The organism is Exiguobacterium sp. s102 (genome assembly GCF_018618635.1).
Classification (GTDB): Bacteria; Bacillota; Bacilli; order Exiguobacteriales; family Exiguobacteriaceae; genus Exiguobacterium_A; species Exiguobacterium_A oxidotolerans.
In genome coordinates, this window is sequence record NZ_JACSML010000002.1 from 282,257 (window position 1) to 296,906 (window position 14,650).

General features: G+C 47.2%; 16 protein-coding genes. 14 read left to right on the forward strand and 2 right to left on the reverse strand.

The window, feature by feature from the left end:
- Positions 1-71: 71 nt before the first annotated feature.
- Complete coding sequence (locus KNQ02_RS06510; protein ID WP_088836605.1) at positions 72-479, reverse strand: SA1362 family protein; 408 nt, start codon at positions 477-479, stop codon at positions 72-74.
- Positions 480-499: 20 nt separating this feature from the next.
- Positions 500-1,432 (reverse strand): DUF1385 domain-containing protein, encoded by a 933-nt coding sequence (locus tag KNQ02_RS06515; protein ID WP_088836606.1) that lies wholly within the window; start codon positions 1,430-1,432, stop codon positions 500-502.
- Between the two features lie 156 nt (positions 1,433-1,588).
- Here KNQ02_RS06515 and aroQ point away from each other — a divergent pair, with 156 nt between their 5' ends.
- From aroQ to recN, 14 genes are all read left to right on the forward strand, one after another.
- Positions 1,589-2,014 carry a type II 3-dehydroquinate dehydratase gene (gene aroQ, locus KNQ02_RS06520; RefSeq protein ID WP_088836607.1) on the forward strand — a complete coding sequence of 142 codons (426 nt, stop codon included), beginning with the start codon at positions 1,589-1,591 and terminating at the stop codon, positions 2,012-2,014.
- A 19-nt stretch (positions 2,015-2,033) separates the two neighbouring features.
- A complete protein-coding gene (locus KNQ02_RS06525) occupies positions 2,034-3,098 on the forward strand; it encodes a M24 family metallopeptidase (RefSeq protein WP_029333064.1) in 1,065 nt (354 codons plus the stop codon).
- 28 nt (positions 3,099-3,126) lie between these two features.
- Positions 3,127-3,693 carry an elongation factor P gene (efp, locus tag KNQ02_RS06530; protein WP_088836608.1) on the forward strand — a complete coding sequence of 189 codons (567 nt, stop codon included), beginning with the start codon at positions 3,127-3,129 and terminating at the stop codon, positions 3,691-3,693.
- Between the two features lie 167 nt (positions 3,694-3,860).
- A complete protein-coding gene (gene accB, locus KNQ02_RS06535; RefSeq protein WP_088836609.1) occupies positions 3,861-4,322 on the forward strand; it encodes an acetyl-CoA carboxylase biotin carboxyl carrier protein in 462 nt (153 codons plus the stop codon).
- Between the two features lie 14 nt (positions 4,323-4,336).
- Positions 4,337-5,689, forward strand: a complete 1,353-nt coding sequence (gene accC, locus KNQ02_RS06540; RefSeq protein WP_239456856.1) for an acetyl-CoA carboxylase biotin carboxylase subunit — start codon at positions 4,337-4,339, stop codon at positions 5,687-5,689.
- Positions 5,690-5,810: 121 nt separating this feature from the next.
- Positions 5,811-6,212, forward strand: coding sequence for a transcription antitermination factor NusB (nusB, locus tag KNQ02_RS06545; RefSeq protein WP_239456902.1), 402 nt, complete (start codon positions 5,811-5,813; stop codon positions 6,210-6,212).
- A 65-nt stretch (positions 6,213-6,277) separates the two neighbouring features.
- Entirely contained in the window at positions 6,278-7,111 is an 834-nt protein-coding gene (gene folD / locus KNQ02_RS06550; RefSeq protein WP_088836611.1) for a bifunctional methylenetetrahydrofolate dehydrogenase/methenyltetrahydrofolate cyclohydrolase FolD, read from the forward strand.
- On the forward strand, positions 7,108-8,427 hold the full coding sequence (gene xseA, locus KNQ02_RS06555; RefSeq protein WP_088836612.1) for an exodeoxyribonuclease VII large subunit: 1,320 nt from the start codon (positions 7,108-7,110) through the stop codon (positions 8,425-8,427). Before folD ends, xseA begins: the two co-directional genes overlap by 4 nt.
- Position 8,428: 1 nt before the next feature.
- Entirely contained in the window at positions 8,429-8,650 is a 222-nt protein-coding gene (locus KNQ02_RS06560; protein ID WP_029333071.1) for an exodeoxyribonuclease VII small subunit, read from the forward strand.
- Positions 8,647-9,516 carry a polyprenyl synthetase family protein gene (locus tag KNQ02_RS06565; RefSeq protein WP_088836613.1) on the forward strand — a complete coding sequence of 290 codons (870 nt, stop codon included), beginning with the start codon at positions 8,647-8,649 and terminating at the stop codon, positions 9,514-9,516. Before KNQ02_RS06560 ends, KNQ02_RS06565 begins: the two co-directional genes overlap by 4 nt.
- A 119-nt stretch (positions 9,517-9,635) precedes the next feature.
- A complete protein-coding gene (gene dxs, locus KNQ02_RS06570) occupies positions 9,636-11,522 on the forward strand; it encodes a 1-deoxy-D-xylulose-5-phosphate synthase (protein ID WP_029333073.1) in 1,887 nt (628 codons plus the stop codon).
- A gap of 6 nt (positions 11,523-11,528) precedes the next feature.
- Entirely contained in the window at positions 11,529-12,335 is an 807-nt protein-coding gene (locus tag KNQ02_RS06575; protein ID WP_088836614.1) for a TlyA family RNA methyltransferase, read from the forward strand.
- Positions 12,336-12,478: 143 nt separating this feature from the next.
- Complete coding sequence (gene ahrC, locus KNQ02_RS06580) at positions 12,479-12,928, forward strand: transcriptional regulator AhrC/ArgR (protein ID WP_088836615.1); 450 nt, start codon at positions 12,479-12,481, stop codon at positions 12,926-12,928.
- A gap of 12 nt (positions 12,929-12,940) precedes the next feature.
- Complete coding sequence (recN, locus tag KNQ02_RS06585) at positions 12,941-14,647, forward strand: DNA repair protein RecN (RefSeq protein ID WP_214807652.1); 1,707 nt, start codon at positions 12,941-12,943, stop codon at positions 14,645-14,647.
- Positions 14,648-14,650 lie beyond the last annotated feature (3 nt).

Below are 14,650 nucleotides of genomic sequence, written 5' to 3' on the forward strand. Positions count from 1 at the left end.
CAGCAGACACGAGTCGCTGACGGTCGAACGATAGAAGGGGGCTGTGTTTTAGCAGCTCTCTCTTTTTAATATTAAAAAGCACGTTTTTTCTTTTTGCCTTTTTTACCTTCGATGACGGTCAAATTAGGACCTTTCGACCGATCGCGAAGTGGGCGTACTTTGTTCGAAGTCGAGGATTTCGTCGCCGTTTTGATTTGTTTTTTCTTAAAGTCTGTTCGACGCGGACCTTGATCTCGTTTACCGTGCAATTTTTTCGATTGCGCGACTGATTTTCGATATTGTGCGTTTCCGCCGCTTGCAGCACCGCTATTGCGCGTCATGAACTTAAAGATCAAGAAAATGATTCCCGCCACAACTGCAACGAACAGTAATTGTGAAAACAGACCGCCAGGATCATTGATAAGCTTATATCCAAAGCCGACGAAAGCAAACAGTAACACGATAAGTGCGAATGTAGAGCCGATCCGTTGTCTAATCATATTATCACCCCTGTTATCGATTAACCCAGTGCATTCTCATGTATGTTATCTTCCTGTTTTTCGAGTGCTTCAAACGCATAAATCGCAACCTCAATCTGTGAATCGTCTGGTTCTTTTGTCGTCAAGTACTGTAACCATAGGCCTGGCAAGGCGATGACACGTAATCCCTTGATATTTTGGGCTTTATTTGTTAATTGAAGAACTTCAAAAGACAGACCGATGACAACGGGAAGTAAAGCGATTCGGAAGGCGAGTCGAACCCATAATGGATCGGTCGGGACGATTAAATAAACGAAGAAACCGACGATGACTGTGAAGATCAGGAAGCTTGAACCGCAACGATAATGGAGGCGGCTGCTTCTTCTGACGTTTTCGACGGTCAGTGGATGACCGGATTCGACACAATTGATGACTTTATGTTCCGCCCCGTGGTATTGAAACAATCGTTTGACGAGTGGTGTCAATGAAATCAAGTACAAATATCCAAACAGTAGGGTCAGCTTAATCAACGCCTCGATGACGTTTTGGACGAAGTGGCCGGATAATGCTGGGAAAGAACTGAATAGTGAGGCTAAGAATGCCGGCAACAGCGTAAACAGTAACTTTCCGAAAAAGAATGATAAAACACCAAGTAAAGCGACACCGAGCCATTTTGTCAATTGTCCTTGATTCGTTTCTTCGGGTTCTTCCTCTCCGGGATTAACGCCGTAACGATCACTTGCGAAGTTCATGTGGCTTGCTCCATTCGCAGATGATTCGACAAGAGCGAACAGTCCGCGGAGAAGCGGGATTCGTTTACCAATCGCAATCCGTGGACGAATCGGCTTTTTCTGTTCAAATGTCTCAATCGTCGCATCATTTCGACGAATTGCAGAAACAGCATGTGTCGCATTTTGGAACATTACGCCTTCGACGATGGCTTGTCCACCGACGGGAGCTTTTGCGGTTTTCATATTTAAACGCATCCTATCTCAAATAAAATATCGTGTATCGTCAGTTTACTAGATTCTATTCAAAAAAACTATGGGGGACTGCTTGATGACGGGTGAATCTTTAGGAGACGGAAAACGTCTTATGATACAATCAGAAGGACGAATGGAGGTGATGATGTGCGCGTATTGGTTTTAAATGGACCGAATTTGAATTTACTTGGAACGCGTGAGCCGGAAACATACGGTGCAAAGACGTTGAATGATTTAGAAACGTTGATGATGGAACGTTTTCCGGAAGTTGAGTTTACGTTTGAACAATCGAACCATGAAGGAACGTTGATTGATTCTCTACATGCAGCGCGGGGGTATGATGGCATTGTGTTGAATGCAGCTGCATACACACATACGAGTATCGCCTTACGTGACGCGATCGCAGCGATTGAAGTGCCGACAATCGAAGTGCACCTATCGAATGTTCATGCGCGAGAAGAGTTTCGACATCGCTCACTCATCGCACCGGTCTGTCGTGGTGTCATCAGTGGACTTGGGATGACGGGGTATATACTCGCTACTGAAGCGTTACTTCATCCGGACGCTACATAACTTAAAGGGGGAAACAGACATGCAACATCGTATTGAAGCATTACAATCCGCTTTAAAAGAACGTGACTTACCAGGACTTATCGTGACGAAGGCAGAAAATATTCGCTACATTTCAGGATTCACCGGTTCAAGTGGCGCGTGTCTCGTTACGGCAGAACATGCTTATTTCGTGACGGATTTCCGCTATACGGAGCAAGCTGCTGATCAAGTCAAAGGAATGGAAATCGTTCAAATCGATCGGTCGATTCCGGCGACGATGGGTGAACTCATCGCAGGCGCACGCGTGCGAGCGGTTGGGGTCGAAAAAGATACGATGACACTTGGTTTATTCGAAGCATATGATGAAGCTTCTGCAATCGAACTGATTCCAACGACCGGAATCGTCGAAAACCTACGCTTGATTAAGGATTCATCAGAGATTAAGATGGTTAAGGAAGCGGTAAAACTAGCAGACGCTACCTTTGAACACATTTTGACGTACATCCAGCCGGGGAAAACAGAACTCGAAGTGTCGAACGAACTCGAATTCTTCATGCGTAAGCATGGAGCGACGTCGTCTTCATTCGATACGATTGTCGCATCTGGTTACCGCTCAGCGTTACCGCACGGTGTCGCGAGCCAAAAAGTGATTGAAACGGGTGAGCTCGTAACACTCGACTTTGGTGCATTGTTGAACGGTTACGTCTCTGACATTACGCGAACGATTGCGGTCGGTCCAATTAATTCCGAGTTACAAAAAATCTACGATACGGTCTTACAAGCACAACTTGCGGGCGTAGACGGACTTCGTCCAGGGATTACTGGAATCGAAGCAGACGCGTTAACACGTGACATCATCAAAGAAGCTGGTTATGGCGAATACTTCGGTCACTCGACTGGTCACGGCATTGGTCTTGAGGTGCATGAAGGACCGGGACTTTCGTTCCGTTCGGAAACGAAGCTTGAACCAGGGATGATCGTGACAGTCGAACCAGGAATCTATGTGCCACAAGTTGGTGGATGCCGAATTGAGGATGATGTCTTGATTACCGAATCAGGGCGCGAAATTCTTTCGTCTTCATCGAAAGAACTCATTACACTCTAAGTAAGATGAACATTTAGGAGGAACCAGTATGGTATCAGTAAACGATTTAAAAACAGGCTTGACGATTAAAACTTCAGACGGAATGATTTGGCAAGTCCTTGAGTTCCAACACGTAAAACCTGGTAAAGGTGCAGCATTCGTGCGGACAAAAATGCGTAACATCCGTAACGGGAACATCCAAGAGATGACATTCCGTGGTGGCGAGCGCGTCGAACGTGCCCACATCGAGCGTAACAAGATGCAATACCTCTACCCAATGGGTGAAACGTATGTCTTCATGGACACGGAGTCGTATGAGCAGCTTGAATTGACGACAGCACAAGTTGAAGCAGCACTTCCATATCTCCTTGAGAACATGGAAGTTCAAATCGCAGTCTACAACGGCGAAATCCTCGGACTCGAACTTCCGAACACGATCGTTATGACGATTGTTGAAGCAGAGCCGGGCGTCAAAGGCGATACAGCTTCTAACGTCAAGAAAAATGCGACAGTTGAGACGGGTCACATCATCCATGTGCCGCTTTTCATCGAAGCAGGAGAAAAAGTAACAGTTGATACGCGGACAGGTGATTTCACAGGACGCTACAACGGATAATACAGATATGCCAATGCCCCTTCGTACTCGTTTCCGAGTCAAGGGGTATTTTTTCACTCGCCGGTACTTGCATCCTCTGGTATGACCAGTTAAACTTAATATTTGAGTAGGCATTAGCACCTGGTATAATATTAAGAATGAATGTTTAGATGGGGGATGGAAAGAAGATGAAAATCGATCAGTTGAAACAAGTGTTAGAAATGCTTGATCAATCAAACGTAAATGAACTTTCTCTAGAAACAGACACGTATAAATTAAAGCTTAAAAAACAAGGGGACGGTGTCGTAGTATCTCAGCACGACGCGGTCGCAGCGGCACCTGTCCAGCAAAAAGTAGTGGAAACGGCACAAAAGCCGGCCGTTGTACCTGAAGTCATGGAAGAGAAGGATGATACGGTCACAATTAACGCGCTAATGGTCGGTACGTTTTATTCACGTGCAAATCCTGAAAAACCTGCTTTCGTCAAAGTCGGCGATCAAATCGAAGTGGGTCAAGTCGTCTGCATTTTAGAAGCGATGAAACTATTCAATAACTTAAATTCGGAAATTGCCGGAACTGTCGTCGAAATTCTCGTCGCAGATGGAGACCTTGTTGAATTTGGTCAGCCACTCTTCCGGATTCGTCCTTGAGCGGGGTGATGGGAATGGAAAAACTACTAATCGCGAACCGTGGAGAAATCGCCGTTCGGATTATTCGTGCGGCTAAGGAACTTGGGATCCAGACGGTTGCTGTCTATTCGACAGCGGATCGAGAAGCACTTCATGTCCGAATGGCAGACGAAGCATATTGCATCGGCGATGTCAGTTCGACGTCTTCTTATTTGAATGTGACGAATATTCTCGCCGTTGCGACAAATCGAAACGTAACGATGATTCACCCGGGATACGGATTCCTGGCTGAAAACGTTGACTTCGCGGAGATGTGTGAAGCATGTGGTATTCAATTCGTCGGTCCGACGTCGCAAGCGATTCGCCAGATGGGCATTAAAGATGTCGCGAAAAAAACGATGATTGAATGTGGTGTCCCGGTCGTGCCGGGCTCTGACGGAACGGTGACGGATCAAGAAGCAATTGGTCTCGCTGAAGAAATCGGTTATCCGGTCATCATTAAAGCGACGGCAGGTGGCGGAGGGCGCGGGATTCGTGTTGCCCGGACAAAACAAGAACTGATTGATGGACTGGAAGAAACACGTCGCGAGGCAAAACAAGCATTTGGCAACAGCGATGTTTATTTAGAGCGTTTCATCGAAGAATTCCGTCACGTCGAAGTTCAAGTGCTTGCCGATCGACATGGGAACGTCATTCACCTCGGAGAACGAGATTGTACGGTGCAACGGCGGATGCAGAAGTTGATTGAAGAAGCTCCTTCGCCAGCCGTCAGCGCAGCGACACGGTTGAAAATGGGAGAAGCAGCTGTCAAAGCGGCAAAAGCCATCAACTATACGGGTGCCGGAACAATCGAATTCATTTTTGTCGAAGAAACAGAAGAATTTTTCTTTATGGAAATGAATACTCGGATTCAAGTCGAGCATCCGGTGACAGAAATGATTACAGGATTTGATCTTGTTCAAGCACAACTTCAAGTCGCGCTCGACCACCCGTTAGCAGTTCAACAAGAGGATATCGAGTTCCGTGGGCATTCAATCGAGTGCCGGATTAACGCAGAAGATCCAGATCACGATTTCCGACCACATGCGGGTCGCGTCACACAATACGTCGCGCCAGGTGGTATGGGTGTCCGAATCGATAGTGCCGTTTATCCAGGTTACATGATTCCTCCGTACTATGACTCGATGGTTGCGAAATTGATTGTCCATGCAGAGACGCGCGAGGAAGCTTGTGCGAAAATGGAGCGTGCTTTGGCTGAATTTTGGATTGAGGGTGTCAAAACGACAATTCCGTTCCATCAAAAGGTCTTACAGCATCCTGTATTCCGCCGGGGAACCTTCACGACGAAGTTTGCGGAACGTGAGTTAAAAGCAGCAATCGTAAAATGAACGATGACGGGAGTCGATGGATTTTACTCCCGTCTTTTTGGCGTTCACTATGTTTTTTAAAAGGGGAATGTGCTAAACTAATTGATTGAGAACGACAAAAAAAGGAGCACGTGAAATCATGATGAAACGACACATGGCACGCGAACTCGCAGTACAATCTTTGTTCCAAATGGAACTTTCTGACTTGTCTGCACAAGAGGCCATTGAATTCGCAGTAGAAGGCAAAGAATATGATACATTTGTAGAGCAATTAGTAGTTGGTGTAGAGACGAACAAGGATGAGATTGATCAACATTTACGGGCAGCGCTCGTCAACTGGTCATTTGAACGTCTTGGTAACATCGAACGGACGATTCTTCGTCTTGCCGTCTATGAATTGATGTTCGAACCGAAAATTCCAATCCGCGTTACAATCAACGAAGCAATCGAATTAACAAAAGCGTTCGCAGACGAAGAAGCAACGAAAATCGTCAATGGTGTGCTTGGTAAGGTCGCACAACAAGCAGTCAAAGAAAATTCATAAGTAGATAAAGATAACCTTTTTCAAGGTGCAGAGTGAAACGAATTTTTTGGGGGAGTGGACAAATCATGGCAGTAGTAATCGATGGGAAAGAAATCGCAAAATCGTATCGTTTGAAGCTGAAAGAAGAAGTCGCACGTCTGAAAGAACAACGTATTCAACCGAAATTGACCGTTGTATTAATCGGTGAAGACCCAGCAAGCCAATCGTATGTCCGCGGGAAAGAAAAAGCGGCACAAGAAATTGGCATGGAGTCGGATTTGATTCGTTTACCGGCAGAGACATCAGAATCGGAGTTACTCCAGTTGATTGAACGACTAAACGCAGACGCGAGTGTCCACGGAATTCTCGTTCAACTGCCGCTGCCGGAACAAATCGACGAGAGTAAAGTCATCTTCGCTATTTCACCGGACAAAGACGTCGATGGGTTCCATCCGGTCTCAGTCGGGAAAATGATGATTGGTGAACCAACGTTCTTACCATGTACCCCAAATGGAATTCTGCACCTCGTCAAAGAAATGAATGTTCCGATCCAAGGCAGCCACGTCGTCGTCGTCGGTCGGAGTCAAATCGTCGGCAAACCGGTCGGGATGTTATTTTTAAATGAATCCGCGACAGTCAGCTACTGCCACTCGAAGACGGCAAACCTTTCTGAGATGACGCGTCAAGCGGATATCTTGATTGTCGCTGTTGGTGTCCCAAAATTGATTACGGCAGATATGGTCAAGCCGGATGCTGTCGTCATCGATGTCGGTGTCAACCGTGTTGACGGTAAACTTGTCGGGGACGTCGAATTTGATTCGGTCAAAGAGGTCGCCTCGATGATCACACCCGTTCCTGGCGGTGTCGGTCCGATGACGATCACGATGTTGCTCCATAATACAATCGAGGCAGCACGATGAATGACCCACTTCAAGTTTCCGAGCTCGTTGGGTATGTGAAACGTGAACTTGAAAGTGATTCGCTGTTACAGCAAGTGCAGGTGGTGGGAGAAGTGTCGAACTTTAAACGACACTCTTCCGGTCACCTTTATTTTACGTTGAAGGACGACCAGTCACGGATGAAGGCGGTCATGTTCGCACGTGACGCAAGTCGCCTGAAATCACCGATCAAAGACGGGATGCGTGTCGTCATGACGGCGCGGTTATCCGTGTATCTCGCTTCCGGCGAGATGCAACTCTACGTCGAGCGGATGACGGAAGATGGCGTCGGCGCCCTGTATGAAGCTTTCGTCCGCTTGAAAGAACAACTCGAAGAACGTGGGTGGTTCGATCCAGCGTTAAAAAAAGTGCTCCCAGCATTTCCGCAACGTGTCGGAATCATCACATCACCAAAAGGTGCGGCACTTCACGATATCGCGACGACACTACGGAGACGCTATCCGCAAGCGGCAATCGTCTTCGCCCCAGTGCTCGTTCAAGGGAAAGAGGCGGCACCGCAAATTACTCGTGCCATCGAACAGATGAATGCGCGTCAGGCGTGTGACGTGTTAATCATTGGTCGCGGTGGCGGCTCGATCGAAGAACTTTGGGCGTTCAATGAAATGAACGTCGTGACGGCGATTTATGAGTCGCAGATCCCGATTGTTTCTGCAGTCGGTCATGAAACGGACTTTACTATCAGTGACTTCGTCGCGGATGTCCGGGCAGCGACACCGACTGCTGCAGCCGAACTCGTAACACCAGAGGCGGCCGAACTGGAAAAACGAGTCGGTGAACTGAGTCGACGTTTGACACGAAACTATGACTATTTCGTCAAGAGCCGACGGGAACAAGTAACCCGGCTTGCAATGAGTTATGGATTAAAGTCTCCCCGCGTTTTGCTTGGATTAAAACAGGAGCGCCTTGACCGGGCCGATATGAACTTGAATCGGATCGGAAAACAACTCATTTTAACGAAACAGCAAGGCGTGTTAAACCTATCGAACCGTTTAGCACGGATTCCGGTTCGGGAGCGTCTTGAAGAGCAGTCGCGTGAAGTTGAGCGGATGCGTAAACAGTTGGAACGGATTCGCCCGTACATGAAGATGAAGCATGAGCGATTGCACCAAATGGTGGCACGCCTTGACTCGGTTAGTCCGACCCGTGTCTTATTACGTGGTTATACGTATGTCGAACAAAACGGAGAGGTCGTTCGATCGGTAAAACAAGTGACGGATGACGCCTTCCGGATTCAGTTTCATGACGGAAGTATTCTAGCGAAACGAGAGGATGAGTGAGATGGACACGGAACAATCATTTGAAGCGGCGTTAGAACGCTTAGAAGAAATCGTCGAATTGCTTGAAGAAGGGGAAGCCCCACTTGAGCAAGCGATGACGTTGTATGAGGAAGGTGTAAAACTGACTGCTCTTTGCCAGGGGAAACTATCGACAGCTGAAAAGAAACTCGATTTAATCTTGGAACAAGATGGAACGTTACGTGAAAAAGGGGGAGCACAATGATTGCCTTGATGGAATGGAAAGCTCAAGTCGAGCGTGCGCTCGAATCATTTATGACCCGACTCGATGCACCAGAACAATTACGTGCTTCGATGCGCTATTCACTCGATGCTGGAGGGAAGCGTGTCCGCCCGGCGTTGATTTATGCTGTCCTTGATGCATACGGTGTCTCGCGGACAACAGGGGACGCGACGGCAGCAGCGCTTGAGATGATTCATACATATTCTTTAATCCATGACGATTTACCAGCAATGGACGATGATGACATGCGTCGTGGGCGTAAGACGAACCATATCGAGTTTGACGAAGCAACAGCGATTTTAGCAGGCGATGCGTTGTTGACGAATGCCTTTACCTGTTTACTCGAGACGGACGCGTCGGCAGACGTCAAGATTCAATTGCTCGAGCGTCTCGCCATGGCAGCTGGAGCGGCCGGGATGGTCGGTGGACAGCTTGACGATATGCTCGGTGAACGTGGTGGCATTGATGATGTCGAGGCTCTTGAATCGATTCATCGGCGCAAGACGGGGGCATTACTCGTGTTTGCTGTTGAGGCAGGAGGAATTCTTGCTGGAGCAAACGAAGATGATGTAGTCCACTTACAACGTTACGGACGTCATCTTGGAATCGCCTTCCAAATTCAAGATGATATTTTAGATGTAACGGGAGATGCTGAAAAGATTGGTAAGCCGGTCGGGAGTGACGAAGGAAACGACAAAGCGACCTATCCGAAACTACTTGGTCTAGAGGGTGCGAAGACGGCTCTTGCGGCACAAGTACAAGCTGCTGAGGAAGCGATTGATGCGTTATCGGTCGAAGCGACGACACTTAAGGACTTGCTCGACTTCGTCGTCAAGCGTGACCATTGAGATCGACGACGCCTGGCGTCGTCTTTTTTATGTGCCAGTTATGTGGCGTTCATTAGATTGTTCTAGTACAATGTAGGGTACAAACGATATAAGAATGTAAGGAAAAGAGGCGGTAAGGTATGAAGTTGACAGAAATACAGGATCCGTCATTTTTAAAGCGTATGTCAGTCTCAGAACTCGATGTGTTCGCAGGCGACATCCGACGCTTTTTGATTGAAGAATTGGCTACGACGGGTGGTCACTTAGCACCGAATCTAGGTGTCGTCGAATTGACATTAGCACTTCACCGAGAATTTGATAGTCCGAACGATAAATTTGTTTGGGATGTCGGTCACCAGGCATACGTGCATAAAATCTTGACGGGACGTGCGGGACAGTTTGATACGTTACGCAAACACAAAGGATTATGCGGATTCCCGAAACGAAATGAAAGCATTCATGACGTTTGGGAAACTGGGCATAGTTCGACCTCGTTGTCGGCAGCGATGGGTATTGCCGTCTCAAACGAGTTAAAAGGAAATGACGACCGCGCGATTGCGATCATCGGAGATGGTGCATTGACTGGTGGAATGGCACTTGAAGCTTTAAACCACATCGGTGCGGAACAACAAAATGTCATCGTCATCCTTAATGATAACGAGATGTCGATTGCACCGAACGTCGGTGCGATGCATCAGATGTTAGGTCGTATTCGTTCTTCACGTAAAGTCCGTTATGCGCAAGATGAACTTGAGACATTAATCAAGAAAATCCCGCTGATCGGTGGAAGTCTTGAAAAAGGTAGTGAAAAACTAAAAGAAGCCGTCAAAGGCGCACTTGTTCCAGGAATGTTCTTTGAAGAACTCGGTTTTAACTACTACGGTCCAGTCGATGGACATGACTTGACGGATTTGATTGAACAGTTGAATTACGTCAAAAAAGAGCAAGGTCCGGTCCTGCTTCATGTCATCACGAAAAAAGGAAAAGGGTATCGCCCAGCTGAATATGATGGAGTTGGAACCTGGCACGGTCTCGGACCATACAAGATGGAGTCTGGTGAAGTCATCAAAGGTAAATCGAAAGCGCCGAGTTATTCATTCACGGTCGCGAATACGTTGACGAAGATGGCACGAGATGATGAAAAATTAACATTGATTACACCGGCAATGAGCGTCGGTTCAAAACTCGATTGCTTTGAGAAGGAGTTCCCAAACCGAATGTTTGATGTCGGGATTGCGGAACAACATGCCGTCACGTTCGCGGCGGGTCAAGCGACGCAAGGGATGAAACCCGTCGTTTCCATTTATTCGACCTTCTTCCAGCGAGCTTACGATCAACTCGTCCACGATGTCGCGCGTCAAAATCTTGACGTGACGTTTACGATTGACCGGTCAGGTCTTGTCGGAGCAGACGGAGAAACACACCAAGGCGTCTTCGATATCGCGTTCATGCGCCACGTTCCGAATATCCGGATCGTCATGGCGAAAGACGAGAACGAACTGCAACATTTACTTTATTCGGCTGTGAAGTATGAAGGACCAATTGCTGTCCGTTTCCCAAGAGGGGAAGGAATCGGTGTAACGATGGATGAGACGTTACACGAAATTTCGCTCGATACATGGGAAGTCGAACGTGAAGGAACGGATGTTGCAATCATGGCATTCGGACCACAAGTCCAAGATGCGTTGAAAATCGCAGATCTGCTCGAGGGAGAACTGTCTGTTCGTGTCATCAATGCGCGGACAATCAAGCCACTCGACGGGAAGATGTTGGATGCACTGTATGCGGAAGGTATTCCACTCGTCACGCTGGAGGAAGCAGTCTTAAAAGGCGGCTTCGGTTCTGCAGTTCTTGAACATGCGAATGAGCAGGAAGCGTTCCCGCGCGTCAAACGATTCGGTATTCCAGATTGGTATATCGAGCACGGTGGCGTCAACGAGCTACTTGAAGAAATCGGATTATTGCCTGGACAAATCGCGGAAGAAGTACGTGCTTTTGTCAATCAAGGAAAGAAACAGAGTGTGTAACGATTAATGGAAAATGTTAAAAAAATCCGCCTCGACGTGTTACTCGTCGAGCGCGGTTTATGCGAAACACGTGAAAAAGCGAAGCGGACGATCATGGCCGGGCTCGTCTTCAGTGGAACGGAACGATTAGAGAAGGCAGGAGAAAAAGTGAAGTCCGACATCGACTTGGCCGTTAAAGGACAAGTGATGCCATACGTCGGGCGCGGTGGTTTTAAGATGGAGAAGGCACTTGAGGTCTTTGACATCGACGTGACGGACCGGACAGGGCTCGATATCGGTTCATCAACAGGTGGTTTTACGGACTGTGCCCTTCAAAATGGTGCGGCACATATGTACGCCCTCGATGTTGGATCAAATCAACTCGATTGGAAACTTCGGTCAGATCCTCGTGTGACGGCGATGGAGAAAACGAATTTCCGTCATGCGACACGAGACATGTTTCCCGTTCAGCCAAGTTTCGCGACAATCGATGTCTCCTTTATTTCACTTCGTCTCATCATTCCACCACTGAAAACGATTTTAGCTGAGGAGGGCGACGTCATTGCCCTCGTCAAACCACAGTTTGAAGCGGGACGGGACGATGTCGGGAAAAAAGGAATCGTTCGGGATGAACGTGTTCACGGACGAGTTCTTGAGGAGATGGTCGAATTCTTCATTCGTGAAGGGTTCCATGTGAAGCAACTTGATTTTTCACCGATTACAGGTGGTGAAGGAAATATCGAGTTTCTCTTACATGCGCAGCTGACAACACCCGGCATGGAAACAATCGTTGACCCAGCGGATACGGTTCGTCTGGCACATCAAGCGTTGTAAAAAAAGAAAACTATCATGGAAGCAGACTTCGTCATGTTGGAGTCTGCTTCTTTTTTCGACCCGTACGAAAAATGGCAAACGTGGACTTTTCATGATTTATTGGATTACAATAGTAACAGCGAAGAATATAGCGAGGTGCAAGGATGACAAAGGGGCAACGGTTGATTAAGATTCGGGAAATCATTACGCAATCTGAAATCGAGACTCAAGATGAATTGGTCGAAGAACTTCGGAATGCTGGATACAAAGTGACGCAAGCGACTGTATCGCGAGACATTAAGGAGCTACATCTTGTAAAGGTGCCGTTAAACGATGGCCGTTATAAGTATAGTTTGCCTGCCGATCAGCGTTTTAATCCATTAGGGAAATTACGCCGTTTACTAGGTGATAGCTTTATTTCGATTGATTTTGCTCAAAATTTGATTGTCATGCATGTCTTACCGGGTAACGCCAATGCAATCGGTGTCCTACTCGATCACTTAGGCTGGTCGGAACTGCTCGGGACGGTTTGTGGCGATGATACGATTTTAATGATTGCTCGAAGTGAAGATACAGCAAAAGAAGTGACGGAACGAATTTTAGGGATGCTTTAAGGAGTTGACAAGATGTTAGCTGAATTATCGATCAAACAATTCGCGATCATTGACCAGCTGCAGATTCATTTCAAAAAAGGAATGACTGTCTTGACTGGAGAAACGGGTGCTGGTAAATCCATCGTCCTCGATGCAATCGGTTTATTGATTGGCGGACGGGGTTCTGCTGAATTTGTTCGTTACGGCGAAGATAAAGCGGAACTCGAAGGACTGTTCATGATTGAGGACGGGCATATGGTCTACACATTAGCTGAAGAATATGGCATCGACGTCGAAGATGGATCCATCATTTTACGCCGAGACTTATTTGCTTCTGGTAAAAGTGTTTGTCGTGTCAATAATAAGCTCGTCACGCTGACGATTTTACGTGAGTTCGGTCGTGTGCTCGTGGACCTCCATGGTCAACATGAACACCAACACTTGATGGAAAATATGTACCACCAATCGATTCTTGATGATTTTGGTCATGAGACGATTTCCCCGCGTCTGCACGAGTATCAAAAAAAGTTCGGGCTGTACGAGGAAAAACGGATAGCATTACAATCACTGGCACAGAGTGAGCAGGAACTTGCACAACGGATTGATTTATTATCATTTCAGACAGAAGAAATCACGAGTGCGAACCTTCGTCAAGGAGAAGAAGATGAACTGTTGGGTGAACGGAACCGACTCGCGAACTTCGAAAAGCTGCACGATTCGTTAAAAGCCGCCTACGATGCACTTCATGATGAAATGCGCGGGATTGATTCAGTTGGGGATGCGATGCGGGAGCTTCAACAAGCATCGAGCATCGATGATCAGTTCGCGAATCAAAGTGATGCCATCGCGAGCGCTTTTTACGGTCTTGAAGAAGTCGGGTACGCGATTCGTGATCAACTTGAGACATTAGAGTTTGATTCGAACCGGTTAGACGAAATTGAACAGCGTTTATCTGTTTTCCAACAGCTGAAGCGGAAATATGGTTCGACAATCGAGGAAGTCATCGCCTATGGTGAAAAAATTGGGATTGAGCTTGATACGATGACGAATCGTGATGAACGCATTGAAAAGCTAAAGGCAGAAGTCGAGTTGCTTGAAAGTGAGCTGTTTGAGATTGGCAATAAGCTATCGAAGGCACGCCGAAAAGCGGCACAGTTGCTTGGCGAGGCGATTCATTTAGAACTGCGTGAACTCTACATGGAAAAAGCACGGTTCGAAATTCGGTTCATGCAAGATGGAAAAACGCCGGCCTTACGAAAAAATGGAATCGATCAAATTGAATTTTATATCATGACCAATGCGGGTGAACCGTTTAAATCGCTCGGGAAAGTCGCTTCCGGAGGGGAGCTATCTCGGATCATGCTCGGACTCAAGTCAATCTTCTCGCGTTCGCTCGGCGTCGCATCAATTATTTTTGATGAAGTCGATACGGGGGTATCGGGACGGGTCGCGCAAGCAATGGCGGAGAAAATCTATCGTCTATCGATTGAAGGACAAGTGCTCTGTATTACACACTTGCCGCAAGTCGCCTCGATGGCGGATCAGCATCTCTATATTCGTAAAGTCGAAGAGACGGACCGGACGACGACACAGGTCAACGTATTGACGGAAGCAGACCGTGGAAATGAGCTTGGACGGATGATTTCCGGAACACATATGACGGACTTGACGCTTCGTCATGCGGAAGAATTGATGGACCAAGCAATGAGTATGAAGGAATCGCTTAAAAATGGGGTGTAAGGA

What these genes read in the sequence shown, in the direction of transcription:
- KNQ02_RS06565 (WP_088836613.1), top strand. Translation starts at nt 8,647, where the DNA reads ATGATTGCCTTGATGGAATGGAAAGCTCAAGTCGAGCGTGCGCTCGAA.
- KNQ02_RS06575 (WP_088836614.1), top strand. Translation starts at nt 11,529, where the DNA reads ATGGAAAATGTTAAAAAAATCCGCCTCGACGTGTTACTCGTCGAGCGC.
- KNQ02_RS06560 (WP_029333071.1), top strand. Translation starts at nt 8,429, where the DNA reads ATGGACACGGAACAATCATTTGAAGCGGCGTTAGAACGCTTAGAAGAA.
- efp (WP_088836608.1), top strand. Translation starts at nt 3,127, where the DNA reads ATGGTATCAGTAAACGATTTAAAAACAGGCTTGACGATTAAAACTTCA.
- KNQ02_RS06515 (WP_088836606.1), bottom strand. Translation starts at nt 1,432, where the DNA reads ATGAAAACCGCAAAAGCTCCCGTCGGTGGACAAGCCATCGTCGAAGGC.
- accB (WP_088836609.1), top strand. Translation starts at nt 3,861, where the DNA reads ATGAAAATCGATCAGTTGAAACAAGTGTTAGAAATGCTTGATCAATCA.
- xseA (WP_088836612.1), top strand. Translation starts at nt 7,108, where the DNA reads ATGAATGACCCACTTCAAGTTTCCGAGCTCGTTGGGTATGTGAAACGT.
- accC (WP_239456856.1), top strand. Translation starts at nt 4,337, where the DNA reads ATGGAAAAACTACTAATCGCGAACCGTGGAGAAATCGCCGTTCGGATT.
- KNQ02_RS06525 (WP_029333064.1), top strand. Translation starts at nt 2,034, where the DNA reads ATGCAACATCGTATTGAAGCATTACAATCCGCTTTAAAAGAACGTGAC.
- nusB (WP_239456902.1), top strand. Translation starts at nt 5,811, where the DNA reads ATGAAACGACACATGGCACGCGAACTCGCAGTACAATCTTTGTTCCAA.
- KNQ02_RS06510 (WP_088836605.1), bottom strand. Translation starts at nt 479, where the DNA reads ATGATTAGACAACGGATCGGCTCTACATTCGCACTTATCGTGTTACTG.
- recN (WP_214807652.1), top strand. Translation starts at nt 12,941, where the DNA reads ATGTTAGCTGAATTATCGATCAAACAATTCGCGATCATTGACCAGCTG.
- dxs (WP_029333073.1), top strand. Translation starts at nt 9,636, where the DNA reads ATGAAGTTGACAGAAATACAGGATCCGTCATTTTTAAAGCGTATGTCA.
- folD (WP_088836611.1), top strand. Translation starts at nt 6,278, where the DNA reads ATGGCAGTAGTAATCGATGGGAAAGAAATCGCAAAATCGTATCGTTTG.
- ahrC (WP_088836615.1), top strand. Translation starts at nt 12,479, where the DNA reads ATGACAAAGGGGCAACGGTTGATTAAGATTCGGGAAATCATTACGCAA.